The organism is Moraxella lacunata (genome assembly GCF_002027545.1).
In the GTDB taxonomy this organism is placed as follows: domain Bacteria; phylum Pseudomonadota; class Gammaproteobacteria; order Pseudomonadales; family Moraxellaceae; genus Moraxella; species Moraxella lacunata.
Genome location: NZ_MXAN01000008.1, coordinates 63,727 through 89,430, shown reverse-complemented (window position 1 = coordinate 89,430; position 25,704 = coordinate 63,727). Strand labels below are relative to the sequence as shown.

At 43.6% G+C, this 25,704-nt stretch carries 23 protein-coding genes; 9 read left to right on the top strand and 14 right to left on the bottom strand.

Translation table 11 applies throughout. The features are described 5' to 3' along the window. Positions 1-312 precede the first annotated feature (312 nt). Positions 313-1,902, top strand: coding sequence for an inorganic phosphate transporter (locus B5J94_RS01765; RefSeq protein WP_062499515.1), 1,590 nt, complete (start codon positions 313-315; stop codon positions 1,900-1,902). A 96-nt stretch (positions 1,903-1,998) separates the two neighbouring features. Then, positions 1,999-2,334: an HAD family hydrolase gene (locus B5J94_RS01760; RefSeq protein ID WP_062499513.1), complete on the top strand. Its 336-nt coding sequence runs from the start codon at positions 1,999-2,001 to the stop codon at positions 2,332-2,334. Positions 2,335-2,472: 138 nt separating this feature from the next. Here B5J94_RS01760 and gltS read toward each other — a convergent pair whose 3' ends face one another. Then, a complete protein-coding gene (gene gltS, locus B5J94_RS01755) occupies positions 2,473-3,735 on the bottom strand; it encodes a sodium/glutamate symporter (protein WP_062499511.1) in 1,263 nt (420 codons plus the stop codon). A gap of 221 nt (positions 3,736-3,956) precedes the next feature. Between gltS and prfB the strand changes: the two genes are divergently transcribed. The 3 genes from prfB to B5J94_RS01740 all read left to right on the top strand — a co-directional run bounded on the left by prfB (position 3,957) and on the right by B5J94_RS01740 (position 7,991). Further along, a protein-coding gene (gene prfB, locus B5J94_RS01750) for a peptide chain release factor 2 (protein ID WP_143821874.1) occupies positions 3,957-5,052 on the top strand; the annotation gives its coding sequence in 2 pieces (ribosomal slippage) (positions 3,957-4,028 and positions 4,030-5,052; 1,095 coding nt in all). Between the two features lie 170 nt (positions 5,053-5,222). Beyond that, a complete protein-coding gene (locus tag B5J94_RS01745) occupies positions 5,223-6,332 on the top strand; it encodes a restriction endonuclease subunit S (protein ID WP_062499507.1) in 1,110 nt (369 codons plus the stop codon). 132 nt (positions 6,333-6,464) lie between these two features. Continuing rightward, positions 6,465-7,991 carry an acetyl-CoA hydrolase/transferase family protein gene (locus B5J94_RS01740; protein WP_079363889.1) on the top strand — a complete coding sequence of 509 codons (1,527 nt, stop codon included), beginning with the start codon at positions 6,465-6,467 and terminating at the stop codon, positions 7,989-7,991. 93 nt (positions 7,992-8,084) lie between these two features. On the opposite strand, the gene B5J94_RS01735 is transcribed toward B5J94_RS01740, so the two are convergent. The 8 genes from B5J94_RS01735 to tsaB all read right to left on the bottom strand — a co-directional run bounded on the left by B5J94_RS01735 (position 8,085) and on the right by tsaB (position 14,779). Then, the gene (locus tag B5J94_RS01735; protein WP_062499503.1) at positions 8,085-8,783 is read right to left on the bottom strand and encodes an LrgB family protein; all 699 of its coding nucleotides are present in this window, start codon (positions 8,781-8,783) and stop codon (positions 8,085-8,087) included. After that, positions 8,770-9,195: a CidA/LrgA family protein gene (locus B5J94_RS01730; protein ID WP_062499501.1), complete on the bottom strand. Its 426-nt coding sequence runs from the start codon at positions 9,193-9,195 to the stop codon at positions 8,770-8,772. Before B5J94_RS01730 ends, B5J94_RS01735 begins: the two co-directional genes overlap by 14 nt. Before the next feature lie 173 nt (positions 9,196-9,368). Beyond that, the gene (purD, locus tag B5J94_RS01725) at positions 9,369-10,640 is read right to left on the bottom strand and encodes a phosphoribosylamine--glycine ligase (RefSeq protein ID WP_062499498.1); all 1,272 of its coding nucleotides are present in this window, start codon (positions 10,638-10,640) and stop codon (positions 9,369-9,371) included. 646 nt (positions 10,641-11,286) lie between these two features. Beyond that, positions 11,287-11,535 (bottom strand): hypothetical protein, encoded by a 249-nt coding sequence (locus B5J94_RS01720; RefSeq protein ID WP_062501241.1) that lies wholly within the window; start codon positions 11,533-11,535, stop codon positions 11,287-11,289. Positions 11,536-11,557: 22 nt separating this feature from the next. Continuing rightward, positions 11,558-12,361: a class I SAM-dependent methyltransferase gene (locus B5J94_RS01715; protein WP_062501238.1), complete on the bottom strand. Its 804-nt coding sequence runs from the start codon at positions 12,359-12,361 to the stop codon at positions 11,558-11,560. A gap of 210 nt (positions 12,362-12,571) precedes the next feature. After that, a complete protein-coding gene (locus B5J94_RS01710; protein WP_062501236.1) occupies positions 12,572-13,414 on the bottom strand; it encodes an undecaprenyl-diphosphate phosphatase in 843 nt (280 codons plus the stop codon). Between the two features lie 14 nt (positions 13,415-13,428). Continuing rightward, on the bottom strand, positions 13,429-13,971 hold the full coding sequence (locus tag B5J94_RS01705) for a hypothetical protein (RefSeq protein ID WP_062501234.1): 543 nt from the start codon (positions 13,969-13,971) through the stop codon (positions 13,429-13,431). Between the two features lie 85 nt (positions 13,972-14,056). Beyond that, positions 14,057-14,779, bottom strand: coding sequence for a tRNA (adenosine(37)-N6)-threonylcarbamoyltransferase complex dimerization subunit type 1 TsaB (tsaB, locus tag B5J94_RS01700; protein WP_227514768.1), 723 nt, complete (start codon positions 14,777-14,779; stop codon positions 14,057-14,059). Positions 14,780-14,893: 114 nt separating this feature from the next. Here tsaB and B5J94_RS14015 point away from each other — a divergent pair, with 114 nt between their 5' ends. Continuing rightward, positions 14,894-15,046, top strand: coding sequence for a hypothetical protein (locus B5J94_RS14015; protein ID WP_158081028.1), 153 nt, complete (start codon positions 14,894-14,896; stop codon positions 15,044-15,046). 229 nt (positions 15,047-15,275) lie between these two features. Next, positions 15,276-16,082, top strand: a complete 807-nt coding sequence (locus B5J94_RS01695) for an oxygen-binding di-iron domain-containing protein (RefSeq protein ID WP_062501704.1) — start codon at positions 15,276-15,278, stop codon at positions 16,080-16,082. A 211-nt stretch (positions 16,083-16,293) separates the two neighbouring features. On the opposite strand, the gene B5J94_RS01690 is transcribed toward B5J94_RS01695, so the two are convergent. Next, positions 16,294-17,196: an ATP-binding protein gene (locus B5J94_RS01690; RefSeq protein ID WP_062499059.1), complete on the bottom strand. Its 903-nt coding sequence runs from the start codon at positions 17,194-17,196 to the stop codon at positions 16,294-16,296. Positions 17,197-17,602: 406 nt separating this feature from the next. On the opposite strand from B5J94_RS01690, the gene B5J94_RS01680 reads away from it, so the two are divergent. Together B5J94_RS01680 and B5J94_RS01675 are read left to right on the top strand one after the other, a co-directional pair. Then, positions 17,603-18,025, top strand: a complete 423-nt coding sequence (locus B5J94_RS01680) for a leucine-rich repeat domain-containing protein (RefSeq protein ID WP_062499061.1) — start codon at positions 17,603-17,605, stop codon at positions 18,023-18,025. A gap of 12 nt (positions 18,026-18,037) precedes the next feature. Continuing rightward, positions 18,038-18,535, top strand: a complete 498-nt coding sequence (locus tag B5J94_RS01675; RefSeq protein ID WP_062499062.1) for a leucine-rich repeat domain-containing protein — start codon at positions 18,038-18,040, stop codon at positions 18,533-18,535. A 29-nt stretch (positions 18,536-18,564) separates the two neighbouring features. Here the strand turns inward: B5J94_RS01675 and B5J94_RS01670 are convergent, their stop codons facing one another. The 4 genes from B5J94_RS01670 to B5J94_RS01655 all read right to left on the bottom strand — a co-directional run bounded on the left by B5J94_RS01670 (position 18,565) and on the right by B5J94_RS01655 (position 25,594). Further along, positions 18,565-19,341 (bottom strand): ABC transporter permease, encoded by a 777-nt coding sequence (locus tag B5J94_RS01670; protein ID WP_062499063.1) that lies wholly within the window; start codon positions 19,339-19,341, stop codon positions 18,565-18,567. A 107-nt stretch (positions 19,342-19,448) separates the two neighbouring features. Continuing rightward, positions 19,449-20,120: an ABC transporter ATP-binding protein gene (locus tag B5J94_RS01665; RefSeq protein ID WP_062499064.1), complete on the bottom strand. Its 672-nt coding sequence runs from the start codon at positions 20,118-20,120 to the stop codon at positions 19,449-19,451. Positions 20,121-20,242: 122 nt separating this feature from the next. Continuing rightward, positions 20,243-21,277: a polyphosphate kinase 2 gene (gene ppk2 / locus B5J94_RS01660; RefSeq protein ID WP_079363887.1), complete on the bottom strand. Its 1,035-nt coding sequence runs from the start codon at positions 21,275-21,277 to the stop codon at positions 20,243-20,245. Positions 21,278-21,661: 384 nt separating this feature from the next. Then, a complete protein-coding gene (locus B5J94_RS01655) occupies positions 21,662-25,594 on the bottom strand; it encodes an AAA family ATPase (protein WP_062499065.1) in 3,933 nt (1,310 codons plus the stop codon). Positions 25,595-25,704 lie beyond the last annotated feature (110 nt).

The window sequence follows — 25,704 nt, the reverse complement described above, 5'->3', positions numbered from 1 at the left end:
GATAGAATAACTATCAAACTTCACTTTTTCCTTGAAAAACATGCGATTTTTCTCATTTTTCATTGCAAATACCAAAGTTCAACACGCCCTAATTAATCATAACATTTTGATACATTTTCCCAAAACTTGTGAAATGTGTTAAAATTGTCATATAACTGTCATATTTGACTTTTATAATGCAACGATTTTGGATAAACCTGTGGCAGTAATCTTAGATAAAAATGTAGTAAGCGTTACCTGTTTAAATTATTAAATAGGTAGGGCTTTTTTATTGTAATATTCTTTTAATTTAACCAACCCTTGGCGGAGTTTATGGTAAATTCAGCGAAGCAGTCTACACCCATGGCGGCGAATGTCTTTTTTGCTTTATTGATGTTAGGTATTAGCGTCTATTTTGTGATGTGGGGACTTGATTATACCAATCATCAGCAAGTTGTGCTGTTTTTGGTGGCATCATTTTTTGGGATTTTTATGGCGTTTAACATCGGTGGTAACGATGTCGCCAACTCCTTTGGTACGTCAGTCGGAGCAGGGACGCTCAGTGTTACCCAAGCCCTAGCGGTGGCGGCGATTTTTGAAGTATCGGGGGCGGTTTTGGCAGGGGCTGCCGTGACTGACACGATACGCAGTGGTATCGTGGATATCTCGGATTTGGGGGTGTCACCCAATCAGTTTATTTATCTCATGCTCTCGGCACTCATTGCGGCAGCGTTTTGGCTACTGTTCGCCACCAAACGGGGTCTGCCTGTCTCTACCACGCACGCCATCATTGGTGGTATCGTGGGGTCAAGCATTGTACTTGGTGTGAATTTGGGCGGGTCTGAGCTTGCCTTATCTACTGTCGAATGGTCAAAGATTGGTGAGATTGCCCTATCGTGGGTGCTGTCGCCTGTACTTGGTGGGGCGTTGTCTTATGTGATTTATGGGCTTATCAAAAAGAACATTTTGGCATACAATGATAAAATGGAGCTTGAGGTCAAAGCCCTAAAATCAGAGAAAAAAGCCCTAAAAGCCCGCCAAAAAGAGTATTTTGAAAAATTAAGCGATTCTGAGAAATTGCCTTATACAACCGCCCTGTTGCGAGACCAAGAAGTCTATAAAGAGACGGACAATCCCGATGAGCTTGAAACGGGCTATTACAAAGAATTATACGCTCTAGAAAACAAAAGAGACAATCTTGATACCCTAAAAGCCTTAAAAACATGGGTACCACTTATCGCTGCTTTGGGTGCGGTCGTGATGACAGCGATGGTGGTGTTCAAAGGCTTAAAAAATACAGGGCTAAACCTATCCACCTTGCATTCTGCCCTTGTCATGGGCATGATTGGGGCGATGGTATGGCTGACCGCCTTTATCTACACCAAGACCATTCGTGGCAAGCACAAAGAGGATTTGGGTAAGGCGACCTTTATCATGTTTAGCTGGATGCAGGTGTTTACCGCTTGTGCGTTTGCGTTTAGCCATGGCTCAAACGACATCGCCAATGCCGTTGGGCCTTTTGTGGCGATTATGGATGTTATCCGTGAAAACGCCATCGCCGCCAAAGCGACCGTGCCTGCCCCTGTACTGGTTACCTTTGGTGTGTCGCTTATTGTGGGGCTTTGGTTTATCGGTAAAGAAGTTATTCAAACCGTCGGCACAAACTTAACCGAAATGCACCCAGCATCAGGCTTTTCTGCCGAGCTTGCGGCGGCGGCGGTGGTTATGGGGGCGTCAAGCCTTGGCATTCCTGTATCAAGTACGCATATCCTTGTCGGGGCGGTACTAGGTATTGGGCTTGTCAATAAAAACACCAACTGGAAACTCATGAAGCCCATTGGACTTGCGTGGGTCATCACCTTGCCTGCTGCGGGGGCGATTAGTGCGGTGGCGTTTGTGGCATTGTCAGCGATATTTGGCTGATGATAAAATTAAAAAAGGGCGGATTTACCGCTCTTTTTGTTGGCAAAAATTTAAAGGCTGTTATCCCCAAGGAACTTTAAAATTACCACAAACGCAATGATGTTTGGATATAGCCCCTACAAGCCTGTGACAAATATCAAGTTTGCTAGACATGCGTTGGCAACACGCCTAGAAGTGGTGGATAATGCCTATACGGGGGGCGTGGCGGATTTACCCAATTTTAAAGACGGTAAAATTTTTCATCTAAAAAACTGGATAAAAACCGCCAATGACAACGGCATTTATTTTGATAAACTCATTGCTTATTCGGACTCAAAAAATGATTTACCGCTTTTAACCTTTGCTGATAAAGCAGTATGCGTTTGCCCTGATGAGATATTAACCGCTCATGCCAAAGAGCAGGGGTGGGACGTGGTGGATTGGCGGATTTGATGATTGGGTGGATTTGTAGGGGCAAATTGCCCTTTGGTAAAAGGTTGGTTTTTAGGGTGTATCTTTATAAAAAGTTTTTTTGAACATACAAAGCAACAAAAAAGGCGTACCCAACGATACGCCTTTTGTTTATAGAGATTATTTCATAAATGGCAACATCAAGAAGCCTTGTAGCACCACAAGGTTCATCAAGTCTACAAAGAACGCCCCCACCATTGGGATAATCAAAAACGCCTTATGGGACGCACCATAACGGTCGGTAACCGCTTGCATATTTGCCACGGCAGTCGGGGTTGCACCCATACCAAAACCGCAATGACCTGCCGCCAGTACTGCCGAATCGTAGTTTTTGCCCATGATTCTAAACGTGATAAAGTAGGCAAACAAAATCATCACAATGGTTTGCACGCCCAAAATGACAACCAAAGGACCTGCTAAGTCGGCAAGTTCCCACAGTTTTAATGACATGAGTGCCATTGCCAAAAATAGGCTTAAAGACGCATTACCAAACACATCAATGGCACGGTCAAACATGTCAAAATTAAAAAGACTGGTCAATACGTTACGCAAAATCACGCCTGTAGCCAACGCCCACACAAAGGTCGGAACTTTAAGCTGAGCCAACCACTCAATGTCTTTGGCAACACCGCTCATATAGTCGGCAGCCACCAAACACACAGCAAACAAAGCCAAAGTTTCCACTGCAGACACGGCAGTAATCAAGCGAACGCTGTCGGCTTTTTCAAACATGGTGTTGTTGGCGTCATTGCTACCGTCTGTTTTATCAAGATTGGCGTTGTTTGGTGCGGTATTGACGGCTTGCATGCCCATGTTTTTGATAAGGCGTTTTGCCACAGGACCACCGATAAGACCGCCTGCCACCAAGCCATAAGTTGCTGCCGCAATACCCATGGTAATAGCCCCTGTTACGCCATAGTCGTTTTCAAGGGTTGCCCCCCACGCACCTGCCGTGCCATGACCGCCAATCAAGCTGATAGAACCTGCCACCAGACCCATGATAGGGTCAAGTCCAAGCATAGATGCCAGTGCCACGCCCACCCCGTTTTGTACAAGCAGGAAAAAACCGACCACGACCGTTAAAATAACCAGTGGTAGCCCACCTGCTTTTAGACGGCGAAAATCTGCCGACAAGCCGATGGATGAGAAAAACATGAGCATACAGGCGGTTTGTAATTCTTTATGAATGTTAAAGACGTAACCGTATTGGAAGTTTAAAAAATAAATGATGGCAGCTGCAAGTAAGCCACCTGCCACAGGCTCAGGGATGTTAAAATCTTCTAAAAATTTAATCTTTTTAACCAAAAATTGCCCCACAAGTAGGACAATGGTCGCCAAAATCAGCGTATAGTAGCCGTTTAGTGTGATTTCGGTGAGTTCCATGTAAACTCCTTATTTAAAATAATATGCCCTAAAAGAGCTTAATTGATTGTTAATTTTTTAAAGATATAATTTTCAATGACTTACAAAAATCAGTTGAAAATGGTGTATTATAAACAAAAAGTTACAATAAAGCAAATCATGTGTTTTGGTTTGTGTTTGTTTTTTCGCATTTGTAGAGAAAATTTGTTATAATACGCTTTTTATTTTTTAAGGTAATCATCATGGAAATCGCCCCATATCAAGAACAAATCAAAGACCTACACGCTCGTGGCAAAGAGCTTTGGGGGTATCTTTGACGTCGAAAGCAAAAAAGAACGCCTAGAAGAAGTCAATCTAGAACTAGAAAATCCCGACATTTGGAACGACCCCGAGCTTGCCACCAAAATCAGCAAAGAAAAATCAGTGCTAGACGGTATCGTGGGCGTGGTGGACGGCTTGACTGCCAAGCTAGATGATGCCGCCGCCATGTTAGAGCTTGCCGTAGAAGCGGACGATGAGAGCCTATTGGCAGACGTGCAAGCCGAGCTTGATGATGCCCTAAAAAGCGTGGAAGACTTAGAATTTAAACGTATGTTTAGCGGTGAAATGGACGCCAACAACTGTTACCTAGACATACAAGCAGGCTCTGGCGGTACCGAAGCCCAAGACTGGTCGGAGATGCTCCTGCGTATGTATCTGCGTTGGTGCGAGTCGCACGGCTTTAAGGCGGAAGTTTTGGAAGTCTCCGAAGGCGGTGTGGCAGGTATCAAATCAGCAACCATTGCGGTCAAGGGCGATTATGCTTTTGGCTGGCTTCGCACTGAGATTGGCGTTCATCGTTTGGTTCGCAAATCCCCCTTTGATAGTAACAACGGTCGTCATACGTCATTTTCGGCGGTGTTCGTCTCCCCTGAGATTGATGATAATGTACAGATTGACATCAACCCTGCCGACCTGCGTATTGACACCTATCGGTCAAGCGGGGCGGGCGGTCAGCACGTCAATACCACCGACTCTGCCGTGCGTATCACGCACCAGCCTACGGGTGTGGTCGTGGCGTGCCAAAACGAGCGTTCACAGCACGCCAACAAAGACACCGCCATGAAAATGCTCCGAGCCAAACTCTATGAGCTTGAAATGCAAAAACGCATGGAAAAACAGCAAGCCCTAGAAGACAGCAAATCCGACATCGGTTGGGGGTCGCAAATCCGCTCTTATGTGCTTGATGATTCACGTATTAAGGACTTACGCACGGGCGTTGAAATGTCCAACACGCAAGCGGTGCTAAATGGCGATTTGGATAAATTTATCGTGGCAAGTTTAAAGGCAGGATTGTGATTTTTAAAATTAATCGTGATAAATTAACCGCCATAGGGTGCAAAATGTATCCTATGGCTAAATTTATTGGTGTTGTTTTTTAAGAAATAGTAGGGTGCGTACCACGCACCTTTTATAATGAAAAATCTGATTGGTGCGTGTTACGCACCCTACGGCTTGCGGTTTATTTTATGAAACAAGCAAAATTATTTGATATTTGCCGACCGAAACAATGGAAAACCATTTCATCAGCCAACTTAAAGGATAAAGGCTTTCCTGTTTATGGGGCTAATGGCATTATAGGTTATCATGATGAATATAATCACGAAAAACCAACCATTTTAATTACTTGTCGTGGTGCAACTTGTGGCACAATCAATGTTTCTTTGCCTTTTTCCTATATTAATGGAAATGCAATGGCACTTGATGACTTAAAAGAAAATGAAGTTAATATTAATTATTTGGCTTATTATCTTAATTTTAGAAAATTAAATGATGTAATCACCGGTACAGCTCAACCACAAATTACCAGAGAAAGTTTACAAAACGTAAAAATCCCACTCCCACCCCTATCCACCCAACAACATATCGCCCAAATCCTAGACCGTGCCGATGAATTACGCCAAAAACGCAAGCAAGCGATTGCCAAATTAGATGAATTATTACAAGCCACCTTTATTAAAATGTTTGGCGACCCTGTGGTTAATCCAATGGGTTGGGACAAAAAACCCTTAAAAAATTTGACTGGAAAAATTTTAAAACTAAAAAATCAATCAGATTATCTTGGTTTAAAATATATCGATTTAGGCAGTATTGATAAAGATAAAAAATGTATCGATTATGCAAATTTATCGGTATTAAGCCATGACAATTTCCCAAGTAGAGCAAGACAAATTGCCAAAAATTTTGACATTCTTTTATCTATGGTTAGACCGAATTTAAATGGCGTTGCGATGATAAATTCTAATGATAATGAATTTATCACATCAACAGGTTTCTCGGTGTTAAGATGTCATGATGAGTTAAATCCTTATTACCTTTTTGAATGCGTTAAAAATAAGAATTTCACGCAAATACTGGTAGAGCAAGCGGTAGGAGCTAGTTATCCTGCGGTTAATGAAACTATTATTAGGGATGTTGAAATTGCATTACCACCCCTATCATTACAACACCAATTCGCCCAAATCGCCAAACAAATCCAAACCCAAAAATCCACACTCCAAGCCCAAGCCGATGAGTTGGAAACCTTGTTTTTGTCATTAGAGCAACGTGCGTTTGGTGGGGCGTTGGTTGGATCATGATTGATTTTGCCCATCAAAAAATCCTGCTAAATATTGTAAACGCCTATTTATTTTATTGTTCGCAGGTGTTAAAATCTTAGCACCTGTTTAAAAAGGTATTTTTAATTTCCATGATTTCAATAAGGAATGATTATGTCAATTGACCGTGTTCGCCACGCTGCTTTGCGTGAAAAAGTGATGAGTGCTGATGAAGCCGCCCAATTTATCCAAAATGGCATGATGCTTGCCGTTACAGGCTTTACAGGGGCAGGTTATCCAAAAGCGATGCCAACGGCTATCGCCAACAAAGCCAAAGACGCTCACGCCAAAGGCGAGAAATTTAGCGTAGGCATGGTAACAGGTGCGTCCACTGCCCCTGAGTGTGATGGCGTGCTTGCCGAAGCCAAAGCCTTGCATTTTCGTTCGCCATTTCAGTCTGACCCAACCCTTCGTAATGGCATTAACGCAGGCGAGATTGCTTACCAAGATATGCACTTATCGCACGTAGAACAGCAAATGCGTCAAGGCTTTTATGGTAAATTTGACGTAGCTATCGTTGAAGCGACCGCCATTACCGAAAATGGCGAGCTGATTTTTGCGATGGGTATCGGTCATGGCGTAGAAGCGATCAAAAATGCCGACAAAGTCATCGTTGAGATTAATGCCGCCCTAAGTGCAGGCTTAGAAGGTATGCATGACATCTATGGTGATGTAGGCTTGCCACCGCACCGTAAACCGATTCCTGTGGTAGGGGCGTTTGACCGTATCGGCACGGCAGGGTTAGCCATTGACCCTGACAAAATCGTAGCGATTGTATTTACCAACGCAGGCGACCGTAACTCTAAGTTTGCTGAGCCCGATGACATCTCTAAGTGTATCGCCGCCCAAGTCATTGATTTTCTTGACCATGAAGTCAAGGCAGGTCGTCTACCTAAGAGCCTACTACCACTTCAATCAGGCGTGGGCAACGTGGCAAATGCGGTCATGGCAGGGCTACTTGACGCTCCATTTGACGATTTGACAGGGTATACCGAAGTGCTACAAGACGGTATGCTTGACCTAATCCTTGCCAAAAAGATGAAAACAGCGTCCGCCACCGCCTTGTCATTTAGCCCAGATGCTCTGGCTCGCTTTAACGAAAATATTGAGTTCTTAAAAGACAAAATCATCCTTCGTCCTATGGAAATCAGCAACAATCCAGAAGTCATTCGCCGTTTGGGTGTGATTGGCATGAACTCCATGATTGAAGCGGATATTTATGGCAACGTAAACTCAACACACGTCATGGGTACTCGCATGATGAACGGCATTGGCGGTTCTGGCGACTTTACCCGTAACGGCTTTTTTAGCATTTATGTCAGCCCGTCCACCGCAAAAGGCGGAGCAATCTCGGCAATCGTGCCAATGGTAAGCCACCACGACCACACCGAGCATGACGTGATGTTTATTGTAACAGAGCAAGGCATGGCGGATTTGCGTGGTAAGTCGCCAAAACAGCGTGCCAAACTTATCATCGATAACTGCTCGCACCCTGATTACCGTGATATGCTCCGTGATTATTATGACCGTGCATTCGTGGCAAGCCAAAAATCAGGCGGTGTACACACCCCACACCTATTGCTAGAAGCCCTGTCATGGCACCAACGTTTTGTTGAAACTGGCGATATGCGTATTAAATAAGCCTTGGTTTGGCAAAACAAAACACCCAAGTTATCGCTTGGGTGTTTTTTGGGCGGATTTGTCAGGGTAAATCACATTTGTCCTTACAAATCATCACTTCAACAGCCACAATATCGCCATTGGCAACCACACCGCCGTTACTAAGCCATTGATAGCAAGCCCAAAGGCGGCATATCGCCCTGCGGTGGGGCTGATGGTCCATGCTTCTACCGTGCCAATGGCGTGGGCGACCAGACCGAGTGCTAAGCCTTTTGCTCGGTCGTCTGTGATGTTTTTAAACAAAATACGGCACACCCCCGCCCCCAAAATCCCCGACACGATGATGATAAGGTTGGCAAGCACAAGTGGTGCGTCAATGATTTGGGCGACCGACAAACCCACAGGCGTGGTAACCGACCGTGTGGCAAAGCCCAAAATCGTCTGCATATTTAGGCTAAACACATACGCCAAACTCATCGGCACAATCGCTCCAACTAGGCTTGCCATGACGACGATGATAGACAGCTTTTTGACAGGCAAGCCCTTAAAATCCATGCCTGCCAAGGGGACAGCAAGCAAAACAGTGCTATACCCAAGCAAGCGATCAAAGACAGGTTTGGCATGGGCGTAATAAGTATTGTAGGGCAGTTGAATTATGGCGATGATGATAAGCGTTAGCACAATGGCGATGATAATCATCGGTATGCCACGAAAGTATTTATTGATATAACGTAGTACATATTTTGCCCCGATGTGGGCGATGAGCGTAACAATAAAGGCGATAAAAATCGTGGTGCTGTCAAGGGTTGGCATGATTTTCTCCTTTATCGTCCGTGCTTTTTAGCCAGTTTTGGGACAATTTGGCAAATGCCCAAAGCGGTATCACGGTACTCAGCACGATGACCGCCGACACGGCAAGTAAATCCGCCCCCAGTCCAAACAGCAAAATCCCTGCCCCTGCCGACACAGGCAAAAATGCAAATCCACTATCCACGAGTAGCACGCTTGCCGATGACGACAGCCAATTTGGTAGACCGCCCTTAATGAGACGCACGCTCATAAGCACAGCAAAGAGCGACACCAAGCCGACAATGTTGGTGGCGGTCGGCATTCCCAAAGCGGTGCAAACGACTAAGGCAAGCTCACGCACACCGATGACGATACAGACGGTGGCGAGCATACCGAGCCAAAAAGTTGGGGATTTGGTGAGATAGGGGGATTTCATTGTTATTATGTCCTTATATGGGGTGTCGCTTGATATACTTGGCTAGAATGGTTATTTAATCATCATCACGTCATCAGGTCAAGGTGTGGGGCAGGTTTTATAAGAAATGTTCATTATTTTATAAAAAAATAAAGCCAAACACGACTGCATTTGGCTTTATATTCAGATAAAAACTAACGCCCAATCGCACGCCAGCCAATATCACGGCGGTACTGTATGCCGTCAAAGGCAATCGTACCACAGCTTGCCAAGGCACGGGCTTGGGCTTCGGCAACGCTCGCCCCGAGTACGGTAACACACAACACTCGTCCGCCATTGGTTAGGATTTGCCCGTTTTGCTCTTTTGTGCCTGCGTGGAATACTTTTAGGTCGTCCTGCGACTCTGGCAAGCCTGTAATCACATCGCCTGATGATGAGCTTTCAGGATAACCACGACTTGCCAAGACAATGCCTAACGCCACTTTGTCCGTCCATTCTGCACTGGCGGGCAACTTGCCGTCTAGCCCTGCCAAAATCAGCTCAACCAAAGACGACTTTAATCGCATCATAATCGGCTGAGTCTCAGGGTCGCCAAATCGACAGTTAAACTCAATCACATAAGGGTCGCCTGCGCCATTTATCATCAGCCCTGCGTACAAAAAGCCCTTATAAGGTGTGCCATTTACTTTCATCTCGTCCACGACAGGGCGGATAACACGCTCAATCACTTTATTATGCACATCAGCCGTTACCACAGGGGCAGGGCTGTACGCCCCCATACCGCCTGTGTTCGCCCCTTTGTCGCCTTCAAAAATGCGTTTGTGATCTTGACTGGTCGCCATGGGCAAAATGTTATTGCCGTCAATCATACAGATAAAGGACGCTTCTTCGCCTGCCAAAAACTCCTCGATGACGACACGACTCCCTGCCTGCCCAAATTTATTGCCCGAGAGCATATCATCAATGGCAACAAAGGCTTCGGACTCGTCCATCGCCACAATCACGCCCTTACCTGCCGCCAAGCCGTCCGCCTTGATGACAATGGGCGTACCCTTGGAGCGGACAAAGTCTTTTGCCGACTCTACATCGGTAAAGACTTCATAAAAGGCGGTGGGAATGCCGACTTTTTTCATAAAATCTTTGGCAAATGCCTTAGAACCTTCTAGCTGTGAGCAGTATTTAGAACAGCCCCACGCACGCACGCCAGCACGCTCCAAATCGTCCACAATGCCCGCCACAAGCGGAGCTTCCGCCCCCACAAGCACAAAAGCGATGTCGTGAGATTGACAAAACTCAATTACGGCAGGGTGGTCGGTGATGTCCAAATCCACGTTTTGGAGCTTGGGTTCGGTGGCTGTACCTGCATTGCCACGAGCGACATAGACGGTCTGTACTCTGTCATCTTTGGCACACGCCCACGCTAAGGCGTGCTCACGTCCGCCTGTACCTGTAACTAAAATTTTCATAGCAGTCCTTATGGGTTGGGGTAAATGCCCTTATTGTAGCAAATTTTAGCCAAAAAATCTTGGGGGTTTTTGGCTGTTCTATGGATTTTCTTTTGATTTGTGGCGAAAAAAATAAGATAATGCTCATAAAAATCCCAACAAAGAAAAGATGGGTGTAAATAGAGTAATTTTATTCATCATAAGCTAATAGGGCGTGCCTACCATTGATAACATTTTTATAAAATAAGATGAAAATTTAACGCTTTTATCAATTTTTGCATGAAAAAATGGCTATCCGACCACTTAATTTAAAAAGTTAAGTGAAAATCTTAAAATTTACCTGATTAAGTGGTCGGATTGTTTTTCATCGTCAAAAGCTCGTTTGATAGAATAACTATCAAACTTCACTTTTTCCTTGAAAAACATGCGATTTTTCTCATTTTTCATTGCAAATACCAAAGTTCAACACGCCCTAGTTAACGGCGTTATCAATAAACTTGCGATTGGTTTGATAATACATTTTTGATTACACACCCAACCAACTTGATATTTACCACGGGTTTGCAGGGGTGTGCTGAGCACACCCTGTGAAAAACACTCTGGTCGCTAAGAGATGGTTGATTGGGAGTTGGGTGGGTTAATATGAAAAAAATACCCCACCCAAAACCTAAGACTTATCCTGATGGGCAAGCTGACTGATTTCCACCGCTTGCAATAATCCCAATTCATTAAATTCTTGGCGTAATTGTTTTACTGCTTGGGTTTGGTCTTTGGTTTGGGCAAGAATGTCCAAATAGCGGTTAATGTATTTGGTTTTATCTACCGCTTGCCAAAGTTTTTGATATTTGCGTTTTTGAAAAATATCATTCACAAAGCTAAGTAATAATAACCCAAGCAGAATATATTCTATTTTCATAGTTTACCCATATCAATATGAATCAATATCTATCAAACCGTATTGCGTCATTTGCCACACTTTGCACGGGCGTTTTATTTGCCAAATGGGGAGCGGATAAGGAGCGTTTGACAATGATTTTGCCATTGCCTTTTAATTGAACATTGGCAATATCCAAAAACAGTCTTTCATCATCATCGCTTGGCGGATTTGCTAAGTCATGTAATACTTGCATGGTTTTACCCACCTTTGCCGAATAGCTATCAGACGGAAACATGGGGTCAAGATAAATCATATCCACTTTTGGCAATGTTGCCATAAAGTCGGTATTCAAAAAATTACCATGATAAATTGCAATTCGGCTTAACAGCTTTTGCCAATTTGGATTGGCGTTCATCATTTGATGCTCAAATAATAACAGCATTGCCACGATAGGATTTTGCTCTATCATTAACACATTCGCCCCTGTACTTGCCAATATCAATCCATCCTGCCCAAAGCCTGCTGTACCGTCTATCACGCTCATATCAGGCGTTAATTTGCTTGCTTGTAATATCAGCTCAGACTTTCGCCCTGCGGTTACGATACGTTTGGTTAGGGCTTGCCAATTTAATGATGATTTTATAATAGCATTGTTGTCAATTTTAATTAAGGTTGGGGTATTTTTTATAATAGCGATTAGGGGTGTATTAGCATTGTCATTGGCAAACGATGAGATAAATTTATCACTTAGTTTTGATAAAGCATAAAAAGATAAATTTAAAGACAAATTATGATTTTTATTGATAACGTCTAATATATCAAATAATGCTTTTTCTTGTTCGGTGCCGATGATGTTGATAGTCAAAATATTGCCTTTTTTAAATAGATATTTCTATACTTGTTTAACTTCAAAATGCACCACCGTAGGGGCGTGCATAGCACACCCCTACAAAAGGTATTTTTCAAAAGGTAGAATGGGTGCAAATTGGGGTTAATTTCCATAAATGGTATGTGTACTAGATTGATTTTAAATAAAAATCAAATGTCATTTTAATATATTAAATTTGATAAAATATTACCCTTTAATCTGATAACCAAACACAAAATACGCCGATAACACAATCATGCCTGTGATAATCCGCAAATAGGCAAAAATCATAAAATTCCGTTTTGACACCCAAGCCACAAGCAAACGAATACATAGCAGGGCAACGACAAAAGACACCGCCGTTCCCACACCCAAAATCGCCCAATCTTCCCCTGTTTGCAGCACGTCTTTTTTCTCAATAAGCTCCAAAAGCCCTGCCCCGACAATGACAGGAATACCCAAAAAGAACGAAAATTCAGTAGCGGATTTGCGAGATGCCCCAAACCACAACGCCCCAATAATGGTAGAGCCAGAGCGACTGGTACCAGGAATCAGGGCAAGGCATTGAGCCAGTCCGATTTTTAACGCCATTTTAAAGTCAATATGTTCAGCTTCTTGTGCCTTAATGGGGCGTGGGTGCTTTTCCACATAAATGATGAGCAATGCCCCGATGATGAGCATGGTTGCCACGACAAGCGGGTGAAACAGCGTGCCTGTGATAAAGTCTTTGAGCGTAAAGCCGACAATCATGACAGGAATGGTGGCGATGATGAGCGAGATACCCAGCCCACGGGGGTTGGTCATGCCGTCCGCCTTGCCAGTCAGTAGCCCCATAAATGCCGTCCACAGCCTGCCCCAATAGTCATAAATAACCGCCAAAATCGCCCCAAGCTGAACAAAAACAATGAACAAATCCCGCTTGTCCTTGTCCCAAAAATTCATGATGTCTGCCGACAAAATCATATAGCCTGTACTAGAAATCGGCAAAAACTCGGTAATGCCTTCGACAATGCCCATGATAAAGGCTTTGATAACTAATAAAATGTCCAAAATATTACTCTTGCTTAGGGTTGTAATTGAGATTGATTAAATTTAGCTAATGATGTTGGATTAGAATAATCATATTTCCACTGATTGGATTTTTTATCCAAAATCAGACGCACGATTTCACCATTTTTTAAAATTTCTATTCTAAAAAACTCTTTGGTTGTAAAGTCTTCTGCTGGTATTTCATAAATAACCCTAACGTTGTCATTTAATATGGATTTTAATTGTTTGGCTAACGAAATGCCCATTCTGTGAAATTCAAGCCAATCAAATGAAATTGGCTTGGTTCTATCAAAATCTCTAAAAGCCAGATTAGCATCATTATAATCAAACCATACATATTCAAATTGTACATGCCAATCACAAAATTGTTGCCATAATTCATCGGGTATGGGGCTGGGTTGGTCGGTCATGTTGGGAAAATAACTCACGCAACATTCGCCAATGAACTTGTCTTTTAATTCTTGCTGTCCCCATAAAAAAGCCTTGCCATATTCTGCCATGACAATAATAAAAGCATGGTCGTTTAAATTGGTTTCATCAGTGGTTTGTTTTTTCATGATATTGGCGTTTGTCACGCATGGTTTGGTGTTTTGTGTGGTTTTGACAATTTAAATAGGGCGTAACATACTTACGCCATAATAATCATTTCTTACCTTGTTCTGCCAAGGTTTTCCAAGCGTTATTTCTAAGATACACAGGCAAGGCGTTTTCTGCCGTTACCGTCTCGCCCTTTAAAAATAGCGGATAGGCAAGGCGGGCGATATGCTCGGCACTGGGATTTAGACGTAATTTTTTGGCATCTGTTGCCACCAAATCCACCCCGTCCCCCACGATGATGTCGGTCTCTACACGCTTATCATAATCCAGCAGATATTCGTTTTGGGCAATGGGCAAGGCGTTTTGCACCACAAAATCCCCTGCATAGACTTGGTTTTGGCGAGCGTCTATCACGGCAGTTATCGTTGTGCCGTCCGCCATGCTTGTTTGTTCACACGCCATAAATGCCAAGGCGTGTAGGCTAGATATGCCGATACACGGTGCGTCATTGGCGACAGATAAGGCTTGGGCTAAGGCGGTGTTGATACGAATACCGCTAAACGCCCCCGGTCCACGGTTAAACGCCCATGCTTTGACATCCTTAATATCCACGCCTGCCGTATGTAGTGCCTTATCCAGCATGGGCAAAATAATCTCCGTTTGCCCACGTCCACCCGCTACGGTCTCGGTATAGATAATGGTGTCATTTTGTAAAATGGCGATAGAGCATTGCTCAAAAATGGTGTCAAAGGCGATAAGAATGTCAGATGGGCTGGGCGATAAGGCAGTCATAGAATGCGTGCGGACGAAATAAAAAACGCTTATCATACCACAAAATACTTGTAAATTTTAGGGTTTTAAAAGCGGTCGGGGGCATTGATAACATTATTTACAAGAGAGTAATAATTAAGAAATTTTATTTTTGTTGGACGGGGTGGTTTTATGACAAATAAATTTAGGGCGTGCCTGCCTTTGGTATTTGCAATGAAAAATGAGAAAAATCGCACGTTTTTCAAGGAAAAAACGCAGGTTGATAGTTATTCTATCAGACAAGTTTTTGACGCAGAAAAACAATCCGACCACTTAATCAGGTAAATTTTAAGATTTTCACTTAATTTTTTTAAATTAAGTGGCCGGATAGCCATTTTTCATGCAAAAATTGATTGAAATTGTCAAGTTTTCATCTTAATTTTATAAAAATGTTATCAATGGTGGGCACGCCCTAATAAAAACTTTTGGTATTTTTAATCAAATCAGCGTATAATGCTTAAATCCCATAAAAACTTTATGGTGTGTATTTTTAGGTGTTATTTAGGAAATTGTTATGGAATCTTATGTTTTGTATGATGATGGTCATCACAAATGTATTGCGTTTAGCATGCCCGAAGAAGATGAAAGCGTGCCGTCTAACCAATTTTTAATCATTGATGGCGAAGAAGCGGCAATTATTGACCCAGGTGGGGATTTGACCTTTACGCCACTGACCTTGCAAATCACCAAATACACCAACATGGAGAGCATTAAGTACGTCATCGGCTCACACCAAGACCCTGACATTTTGGCGTCCATGCCCCGTTGGCTCATCCATTTGCAAAACACCAAACTGCTTATTCCGACGTTGTGGGAGCGGTTTTTACCCCATTATAATTCTGCCTTTACCAAAGGGCGACTGCACCACGGTCTGTCAGAGCGGCTCGAAGGCATTCTTGATACAGGTGGGGTTTATGCACTGGGCAACACCCAAATCATGGCAATCCCTGCTCACTTTTTACATTCGGTGGGTAACATTCAGTTTTATGACCCTGTCAGTCAGATTCTGTTCTCGGGCGATATGGGGGCGTCATTGGTGGGGCATTCTGGCATTAAGGTAGAGAATTTTCAAGCTCACATCAACAGCATGTCAGGCTTTCACAAACGCTACATGGCAAGCAACAAAGCCTGCCGTCTGTGGGCGGACAGCGTGCGTCAGTTGCCTGTGGACATAATGGTGCCACAGCATGGCAAGCGGTTGGATGGACGAGCCACTTTTGATGAGTTCTTAGATTGGATTAGTGAGTTGTCTTGCGGTATTGATTTGATTGATGAGAGTACTTATGACATCAGTGAGCTGATGACATTGGCAAGAATATAAGGGCTTGTGCAATAAAAAAGGCGTGATGATACGCCTTTTTATTTTGGTTTTTTGGTAGGCAGATTGCACCTAACCAGCTTGATATTTACCACGGGTTTGTAGGGGTGTGCTGAGCACACCCTTTGACGACAGTACCGTGCAAGGCGTGCACAGCACGCCCCTACACCCAAACGTCATTGCGTTTGTAGTATTTTAAAATTTCTTGGGTGCGTCATTCATGGGTAACACCATCCACAGAGCCATGCTCTAACAGCCTTGACCCTACCCAATGCCGACTAAACTGATATGCCACCCGCCCCGAGCGACCACCCCGAGTGCTTGCCCATTTTAGGGCTTCACCACGTACCATCTCATCAAATGCCATGTCCTCCCGTGCCAAATAATACGCCACAATATCCAGATACGTCTCTTGATTCATGGGCGAGAACGATATCCACAGCCCAAAGCGGTCTGAGAGCGAGACGGTCTCATCGATGGTCTCATAGGGATTGACTTCATCGGTTTGACCGTTATAAATACTAACGTTGTCTTTCATGAGCTGTGGTAGTAGATGACGGCGGTTACTGGTGGCATAGATGAGTAGGCGGTCTTGTTCGCTGTCTAACGCCCCATCCAGCACGCTTTTTAGGGTGCGGTAATTTTCATCATGCCCATTAAATGCCAAATCATCGCAGTAGATGATATAACGGCAGTGGTTGTCGCTTGCTTTGATGGCGTGGCGGATTTTGTCAAGCATTTGCAAATCGTCTCGGGCGACTTCTATCACTCGCAGACCGTCTTGATGATGGGCGTGAAGTAAGGCACGCACAAGGCTTGATTTACCCGCCCCACGAGTGCCAGTCATGAGAACGTGGTTGGCAGGCAGGTTTGCCAAAAACTGGCGGGTGTTTTGAATGATTTTGTCTTTTTGGGTGTCAATGCCGTGCAAATCGTCCAAAGTGATGGCAAGGTGAACATCAACAGGGACGAGTGTGCCACGCTGACCGCCAACCCAGCGATAGGCAAGGACATCGGGGTCTAGGTGGATGGATTGGGTGGTGCGTTCGCTTAAAAATTGATTGGCTTTTTGCAAAAAGTCTGCACCAAGGGCAAGCAGTTCGTTAGGTAGGTTCATACAGGATTGGTGGGGTTAAAGTGTCTCATTAATGTAGCATAAAACACCCAAAAATAAAACCACTTCGTGTGGTGGTCGATGAGTGCGGGTGTTGCAAAAAGATTATTGAGCCATGCGAATGCCGATGTCTGTTCGACCATGCTTTTGCAAAGTATCACGTTTGGCAGTGCTCTCTTTGTGTTACACTCAATAAACTTTAAAATTGCTACAAACGCAATGATGCTTGGATGTAGGGGCGTGCTGTGCACGCTTTGCACGCTTTGCACGGTACTGTCATCAAAGGGTGTACTCAGCACACCCCTACAAACCCGTGGTAAATATCAACTGGGTGTATAATCCAAGTATCACATAAAGGCAAACATGCCCAAATCAACCATGCTACCCAACACCAGACAAGGACACAACCATGACCCATGCATTATATTCTCATCATTTATCTGCCAATACAGCAAAAAGCCTAAACCAAATGACCGATGACGAGCTGTGGACATGGTGGCTGTCGCTTGATGATGAGTGGCGATTTTTTTTGTTAAGACAGGGGTTGGAATTAAAATTATGGAAAAATAATAAAAGGGTTTTTGATGAAAAATATGATTATCAAGCGGAATTTGATTGGCTGGATAAATCATTGGTTTTTGAGTGTGTTAAGGAAATAGTAAGTTTAACCAAACTTAATTTAGAGCGTAACCAAATCCAAGACATTTCAGCATTGGTAGGCTTAACCAATTTAACCGAGCTTTATTTATGGGGCAATCAAATCCGAGATATTTTGGCGTTGAAAAGTTTAATAAGCTTAACTGAACTTGATTTATCATACAACCAAATCTAAAATATTTTACCTTTGGCGAATTTAACCGAGCTTGATTTATTAGAAAACCAGATACAAGATATTTCAGTATTGGCTAAATTGACCAATTTAAACGTTCTTAATTTAGAGAGTAACCAAATTCAAGATATTTCTGCTTTAAATAATTTGACTGATTTAAACATTATTGATTTACGCAATAACCAAATCCAAGACATTTTATTTTTGGAAAATTTAACAAATTTAACCAGTCTTGATTTGGGAGATAATAAAATTAACAATATCTCGGCATTGAAAAATTTAACCAATCTAACTTGGCTTGACACATGGGGTAATCAAATTCAAGACATCTCTGCTTTGGCAAGTTTAACCAATTTAACAGTGCTTGGTTTGGAAAGTAACCAAATCCAAGACATTGCTATTTTGGCAAATTTGAAAAATCTGAGTAAAATTTATTTAACCAATAATCCAATTGATCCGGCAGATATTGAAAAATTACGCCAACAATTGCCAAATTGTGATATTGTGTTTTGAGATAGAATAGAAATTTGCCTTATAATAGACTAACCCGCCACCACAAACCGCCCACGCTCATCAAAAAACCGCCGAACCACCAGCACCGCCGACAGCGTACACGACAGCGTACTGCCCGCACAGATAAAAAACATGGTAACAATCTGATAGCGTACCGCCTGCGTGGGGTCAGCCCCTGCCAATATTTGCCCTGTCATCATACCGGGTAGGCTCACCAGTCCGACCACGAGCATGGAATTGACGGTTGGGGTCAAGCCATTTAGCACCGCCGATTTGACAAGCTCATGCACCGCTTCAAAGGGGGTAGCCGACAGCGATAGGCGAGATTTGATAAGGGCTTGCTTGTCGTGCATGGCGTTTACAAGTTCGTTGGTTGTCAAGGATATGGCGGTCAAAGAATTGCCCAAAATCAGCCCCAAAATCGGTATGATGTACTGGGGGCGATACCAAGGCGACACCTTTAAAATCAATATCATGGCAATCAGCGTAACCACGCCTGTGGCAACCGACAGCGAGATGATGCTATCAGATAATAAGCCCTTGTAGGGGCGTTTGACCCGACCTTTTGCCGAGACGCTGGCAATGAGTGTCATCACGGTTAAAATCGCAAGTACCTGCCACGCACTCTCACGAGCGAATACCCACGCCAAAATCAGCCCAATCATGGACAACTGCACGACCGTCCGCACCCCTGCCATGATGAGCGTACCTGTTAAGCTAAGTCGCAGGTATGCCGACACGCCTATCGTGATAAGTAGTAAGGTGCTGGCTAAGGCGATGTCGGTTAGGGTAAGTGTGATTGCCATAATGTATAAGTTATTGATTTAAATTGATATTTTATTATTTGTAGATGTAGGGGCGAATTGCAATTCGCCCAAATCTACATTAATCTTAAAATCTTGTTATTGCCAATTTACACCGCCAACATACCATTATCCATACGCCACAAATCCGCCCCCAACACCTGTTGTTCGCTTGGCGTGTGCGTAACCCAAATCAGGGCTTTGTGGTTGTCATGCCAATCTAGCACGAGTCTCATGAGCAAATTTGCCGTCTCATCATCAAGGGCGGACGTGGTTTCATCAAATAGGGCGAGCGTTGGGTTAAATTGCAACGTCCGCAAAAAACTCACGATTTGGCGTTCACCCCCTGATAGCTCGTGGATGGATTGGTTGATAAAATTGTCATGTTTGCCGAGCGTGGTAAGTTGTTGTAAATGCCAGTCTTTATCAAATTTTTTGTTTTGATGATGTTTAAAGCCAAAGGGGGCGGTTAGGTTATCTAGTACTGTGCCGTCCGATAGGCTAGGCGTTTGATGAAATAGGGCAACGGCAGTGCGGTAATCAGGTGGGGAGATTTGGCTAAGGGGTGTTAATTTTCCATTTTTATTTAACATAATCCTATCAGTAACGGCATTATCCAAAGGCAACAAATCGGCTAGGGCTTGTAATAATATCGATTTGCCAGAGCCTGACCGACCGACCAGAGCGACTTTTTGCCCGTAATGTAAGGCAAAAGACACGTTATCAAGCAAGGTACGGTCTGGGGTGTGGTAGGATAGGGCGGTGGCGGTGAGTAAGGACATGATGTGGCGTGTTTGGGGTGGGGATTTATTATATTAGATTTGCCGATGGCATTGCCAAAAACCGCCTGCCCTTGATAGATTGATAAGTTTGATGAGTGGGGCAGACGGCTTGGTGTGGGATTTTATTTTTTGGTGGGTCGCTTACTTACATCCTTATGCTCGTCAGTCTCGTACAACGCCCCTGCACGTCCCACGATGAGTGGGTCGATGTTGCCAATCTGTGAGTCGTCTTTGTCGGCATAGTCTAGCTTGTTTAGGACATAACGCATGGCGTTGAGTCTGGCACGCTTTTTACAGTCGGATTTGACGACAATCCATGGCGATTCGCTCGTGTCGGTCTCAAAGAACATCGCTTCTTTGGCGATGGTGTAGTCATCCCATTTGTCAAGGGACGCTTTGTCCACAGGCGAGAGCTTCCACTGTTTTAGGGGGTCATGCTCACGGCGAGAGAAACGCACTTTTTGTTCTTCACGACTTACCGAGAACCAAAACTTGATGAGCGTAATGCCCGACTGAGTCAGGTGTTTTTCAAAGGCAGGCACCTGCTCCATAAAGGTGTGATATTCATCATCACTGCAAAAGCCCATGACGCGCTCGACCACAGCACGGTTATACCATGAACGGTCATACAGCACTATCTCGCCTGCGGTGGGCAGGGTCTGCACATAACGCTGAAAATACCATTGCCCACGTTCGGTCTCGGTCGGCTTTTCTAGGGCGACAACCCTAGCACCACGGGGGTTTAGGTGTTCCATAAAGCGTTTGATGGTACCGCCTTTACCAGCGGCGTCACGTCCTTCAAAAAGGATGACGATTTTTTGTCCTGTTTCTTTGACGTGGCGTTGTAGTTTTAGAAGTTCGATTTGTAATTTGTACTTTTGGGCTTCGTAGTTTTTACGGCTCATGCGATGTTTATAAGGATAACCGCCTTCACGCCAGTTGGGAGCAAGTTCGGTATCTTTGGATTTGCTCGCACCCAGCTCGCTACTTAGTTGATGAGCGACGTTGGTGGCAGGTAGGTACTCCGCCAAGCGAACTCCAATTTGGGTCAAATCATCAGCACTGGCGTGTTCAACCAACTCTTCTAAGCGAGAGAGTGTGTCAGAGAATTCATCACGAAATTTGGTGGTGGACTGCTTTTTTGGGGCGGTTGCCATGGCACATACTCCTAATAAAAATGTGGTTTTGTTTTATATTAACATAACGGTAATATTTTGGCAATATAATACATCCATTTGTTTTTGACTTTTTATGATGGGTTTATTTAAACAGCTGTGATTATCAATTAACTGCTTATTATCAACTTTGTATAAGTGATTTGTTTATTAAGGGCGAATAAATTGTCCCTATAACCCAAAAATCACTATTGGGCAATCAATAAGTTGCCATTTTAAGTTAATATTGAAGTATTAATCATAATTTTAAATTAGTTTGTCAAGACAAAGGATGAATTTCTTTGAATTAATTTTTTTATCAAAGAAATTTAGCTTTACCAACCAATTTTTAAAATAATTAACATCATTTGCCAAATCATACCAAGCCTAACTCACGCCCGAACCTAATAATCTGCTTTCGCCATTAGCGATTTTTTTGACGTGGATTTGGGTAGGAATGCGTTCTTTTAATGATTGGACGTGTGAGATAATTCCTATCATCTTACCTGTATCTTTTAATGATGATAATACCGATAACGCAATGTCCAATATCTCATCATCTAATGTGCCAAAACCTTCATCTAAAAACAATGAGTTAATACTGACATTCTCACTGCTCATTTGTGATAAGCCCATTGCCAATGCCAATGACACAATAAAACTCTCGCCCCCTGAGAGATTTTTGGTGCTACGAATCTCACTGCCTTGGGCGGTGTCGATGACATTTATCTCTAAAAGGCTTTTGTTTATCTTATCATCGCCATGGGTTAGGACGTAGCGACTGTCCATTTTACTAAGGACGTCATTGGCGTGATGGAGCATAAGCTCTAAGGTCAGCCCTTGGACGAAATTGCGGTATTTTATGCCTTCTTTGGAACCGATGAGTTCATCGAGCTTTGCCCATACCAGTAAATCCTGCTGTTTTTGACTGATTAAATTCATCAAAGAACCGTGCTTTTCTCTACTGTCCTTGGCATTTACAAATAGCTGTTTTTGCTCACCAAAGGCGGTTAGCTGTGCATAATGACGGCTTTGTAATTGCTCTTTGTGGTGTTTTAATTCATCCAATGTCATGTTTTGCGGTTTGTCATTTGTTGTATTGGGTTCATGTTGTTTATCCATGTCTTTTAAAATATCTGCCAAAACTTTATCATTAGGCTTGGTAGTCATGATGTCATCTAGCTTATGCTCCCAATAGTTAAGATTATCACGGGCTTGTTTTAAGGCATAATGCAGGTTTTGCTCGGTTTGTGCTAATGCCAAGCGTTCATCATTATCCATACATGCCGATAAAAATTCATCGGTGTCTTTAAAACCTTTGTCTGTCAGTGATTCATTAAACTTATGTTGTAATTCATTAATGTGTTTATCAAGCGTGGCAATGTGGCTTTGATGATGACTGATTTTTTCATTTAGGCTTAATAGGGCTTGCTGGGACTTTTGATGGCTCTCTTGGCTATCATGAAACGCCCGTTCGCTCTCATCTATCGCTTGGCGTAGCGTGGCTTCTTTGTCATCGACATTATCCGTGCCAAACAGTGCTTCACGCTCTGATGTGTGGCTGTCATGGTGCTGGGTTAGAGATATTTTTTCTTGCTCTAATTCATGCAGTTTTTCTTGATGGTCATTTAATTGTTTGGTTTGGTTGATCAGATGAATTTGAATGTGACTTAGCTCGGATTCTAATTGCTGTTTTTGGGCGTGGTAATTGTCATGGTCTTGGCTGATTTGGGTTAGCTCGCCAATATGCTGATGAATATTTGCTAATAATGATATGTAGCTGTCATTATTATTAATATTATTAATAACATTAATAATATTATCCATATCAATATCAATGACTTTTTGATAGGGTTCTAATTTGGTATTAATGGCATGGATAAGCTCATGAATACTTTGTTCATAATCAGCGATGGCGGATTTGGTGTCTTGTGTTTGTTCTGTGATGATTTGGATGTGATTTTTTAGGGCTTTGCCGTCTTGGGTGATGATGTCAAGATTTTGGCGTAATGTGCTAAGCTCTTGGCTTTTTTGGGTAAAAGCGTGCTGTAATGTATGATAGTTATCATAACTGCCAGTTAAACTGGCTAATGTTTGATGAATGATGTCATTTAATGTATTAATGACTTCTTTTATTTTGGGCGAATTATCATCTAACGCCGTGGGCAATTCATGATGGGCGTTTTTTATTGTATCCTGTGCGATGATGGTTTGATAATTATGGTTTATATTGGTGATGATTTCATTTTTTTGTGCTGTTAATGTTTGTTGTTGCTCGCCATAATACATTTTTGTGCTGGTGACATTGGCAAGTGTTTCTTTATGAGCTTGCAGGTTTTCTTTATGCGTTTCTATTTTTTGAGTGGTGTGGGCGATGGCGGTTTTGGTGCTGTCATCAATATCATGGATAAAGGGGTTATTAATAGCATACGGGTGCGATAATGAGCCACACAACGGGCAGGGTTCATTATCGGTCAGCTTGGCATGATGTTCTTTTAGGGCGATGAGCTGTTGCTGGGTGTCATAATGCTGTTGTAGGGTGGATAAGGTGTTTTGCTCTTGGGCGATTTGCTCGTTTAGGGCAGAAATGACAGACAGGGCGGTTTGCTCCTGCTCGGCATTGTCATGCAGGCGAGTGCTTAGTTCATGAAGTTGCTCATTTAGCTGTCTGTGGCTCTCTTCATGCTGGCTAAGGGTGTGAGTCAAATGCGACAGCTCTTTGATGTGATGAATTCCATCTTGAAAATGCGTGCCATAATACGCCAATTTGTCATTGTCAATATCAGACAGCATTAGCGATGTTTGTAACAGTTCGCTGATTTGCCCGATAAGGACTTGATGGTCATGCTCGCTTTGGGCTAACTGCTCTTTTTGGGTTCGCAGTTCGTCTCGTTTATCATTGATTTGTTGGTTTTTTTGGTGCAACTCATCGGTTTGGGCGCACAGTTTTTGGGCGTGCTGACGAAGTTGTGCCAGATTGGTGCCAAGCTCACGTTCATGACCCGACAGCACGCCCACGTCCTGTTTGATGTTAGGATGGTGTGCCATGTGTTGATGGCGGTCATTGATGGCGTGCAGTGTTGCCTGGTACTCATCCTGCTGACTGTGTAGTGCTGATATCGCCTGCTTGGCATTAGCTATCATCGTCTGCTCGTCCGTGATGGTGTGGCTGATTTTATCGATTGCCGATTTGTCCTGAGCGATGATGTTATCTAGCGTTCGCACTTGTTTGAACAGGGGTAGGGCTTGTTCATACTGGGCTTTGTGGGTGGTCAGGGTTTGATAATAGTTGTCCTTTTGTGCTTGTCGAGTTTGCTGTTCTTGCATTAGCTCGGGCAGGGCGTTTTGTAGCTCGGCTAGGGCGGTATGGGTGTGGGTTAGGGTGTGGCGTTCACGGGTGAGTTCTTGGTAGATGGGCGATAGCTCATGAGCCAGACTGGCAAGGCGTAAGCGAGTTGCTGACTTATCAAAGGCTTGGATGTCTGTCTGGGCGGTCACAATGTCCGCTTGGTGCTTGGTGATGTGGGCTTGGACTTGGACTTGGTCTTGGTGCCAGCCGATGATGGCGTCTAGGTGTTGCAGGCTCGTTTGGGTGTCACGAAGACGGGCGTCATCATCGCTGATACGTCGCTCCAAAGCGGAGAAATGCTCATCATCCATAACATCGATGTCGCCTACTTTTTGCTCTAATTGGTGCAGCTCTTCCTTTTTTTGCTTATGCACGTCAAAGGCTTTTTGGCTGATTTTGGCGTAGATGTGCGTGCCGGTGATTTGTTCTAGGATTTCGCCTTTTTCGTTGGCTTCGGCTTTTAAAAAAGCAGAGAAATTGCCTTGGGCGAGCATGACCGAACGGGTAAACTGCTCAAAGTTCATGTGCATGATTTCTATGGCTTTTTTGTCGCACACGCTCGGCTTGGTCTCGATGATAACTCCTTCATCGGATGGGTCGGTCAGTAGGCTGATTTGGCGTTTGATGGGTTGTAATTTGCCTTCTGACTTTTTATTTGCCCGTCGCTGTTCAAAGCTGAACCGATAGAGCTTATCGCCCATACTCTCATTCATGAGTAGCACCACTTCGCTGTGGCAGTCGCCCCTATCTACGCTCATGAGTTCGTTTTGGGTGTTGCTGATGGTGCTAATCCTTGGCGTTTGTCCATAGATGGCAAGGCAGATGGCGTCTAGTATCGTGGTCTTGCCCGCCCCTGTTTGTCCTGTGATGGCAAACAGTCCGTTATTGACAAAGGCGTCATCGGTAAAATCAATGTGCCAGTTGCCTTTTAAAGAGTTAAGATTGCTAAATGATAAAGAAAGTATTTTCATGATGTTTTGGATGAATAAATGGCAAAATAAATTGGTAAAATGACTTTAAAATAAGTTGGGTCAAAATCAGTCGGATAAAATAAGTGAGATGGCAGGCAAACCAAGCCATA

What these genes read in the sequence shown, in the direction of transcription:
- B5J94_RS01705 (WP_062501234.1), bottom strand. Translation starts at nt 13,971, where the DNA reads ATGAAAAAACAAACCACTGATGAAACCAATTTAAACGACCATGCTTTT.
- B5J94_RS01765 (WP_062499515.1), top strand. Translation starts at nt 313, where the DNA reads ATGGTAAATTCAGCGAAGCAGTCTACACCCATGGCGGCGAATGTCTTT.
- purD (WP_062499498.1), bottom strand. Translation starts at nt 10,640, where the DNA reads ATGAAAATTTTAGTTACAGGTACAGGCGGACGTGAGCACGCCTTAGCG.
- gltS (WP_062499511.1), bottom strand. Translation starts at nt 3,735, where the DNA reads ATGGAACTCACCGAAATCACACTAAACGGCTACTATACGCTGATTTTG.
- B5J94_RS14015 (WP_158081028.1), top strand. Translation starts at nt 14,894, where the DNA reads ATGACAAATAAATTTAGGGCGTGCCTGCCTTTGGTATTTGCAATGAAA.
- B5J94_RS01665 (WP_062499064.1), bottom strand. Translation starts at nt 20,120, where the DNA reads ATGTCCTTACTCACCGCCACCGCCCTATCCTACCACACCCCAGACCGT.
- B5J94_RS01670 (WP_062499063.1), bottom strand. Translation starts at nt 19,341, where the DNA reads ATGGCAATCACACTTACCCTAACCGACATCGCCTTAGCCAGCACCTTA.
- B5J94_RS01740 (WP_079363889.1), top strand. Translation starts at nt 6,465, where the DNA reads ATGTCAATTGACCGTGTTCGCCACGCTGCTTTGCGTGAAAAAGTGATG.
- B5J94_RS01720 (WP_062501241.1), bottom strand. Translation starts at nt 11,535, where the DNA reads ATGAAAATAGAATATATTCTGCTTGGGTTATTATTACTTAGCTTTGTG.
- tsaB (WP_227514768.1), bottom strand. Translation starts at nt 14,779, where the DNA reads ATGATAAGCGTTTTTTATTTCGTCCGCACGCATTCTATGACTGCCTTA.
- B5J94_RS01745 (WP_062499507.1), top strand. Translation starts at nt 5,223, where the DNA reads ATGAAACAAGCAAAATTATTTGATATTTGCCGACCGAAACAATGGAAA.
- B5J94_RS01735 (WP_062499503.1), bottom strand. Translation starts at nt 8,783, where the DNA reads ATGCCAACCCTTGACAGCACCACGATTTTTATCGCCTTTATTGTTACG.
- B5J94_RS01680 (WP_062499061.1), top strand. Translation starts at nt 17,603, where the DNA reads ATGACCCATGCATTATATTCTCATCATTTATCTGCCAATACAGCAAAA.
- B5J94_RS01760 (WP_062499513.1), top strand. Translation starts at nt 1,999, where the DNA reads ATGATGTTTGGATATAGCCCCTACAAGCCTGTGACAAATATCAAGTTT.
- B5J94_RS01695 (WP_062501704.1), top strand. Translation starts at nt 15,276, where the DNA reads ATGGAATCTTATGTTTTGTATGATGATGGTCATCACAAATGTATTGCG.
- B5J94_RS01655 (WP_062499065.1), bottom strand. Translation starts at nt 25,594, where the DNA reads ATGAAAATACTTTCTTTATCATTTAGCAATCTTAACTCTTTAAAAGGC.
- ppk2 (WP_079363887.1), bottom strand. Translation starts at nt 21,277, where the DNA reads ATGGCAACCGCCCCAAAAAAGCAGTCCACCACCAAATTTCGTGATGAA.
- B5J94_RS01690 (WP_062499059.1), bottom strand. Translation starts at nt 17,196, where the DNA reads ATGAACCTACCTAACGAACTGCTTGCCCTTGGTGCAGACTTTTTGCAA.
- B5J94_RS01730 (WP_062499501.1), bottom strand. Translation starts at nt 9,195, where the DNA reads ATGAAATCCCCCTATCTCACCAAATCCCCAACTTTTTGGCTCGGTATG.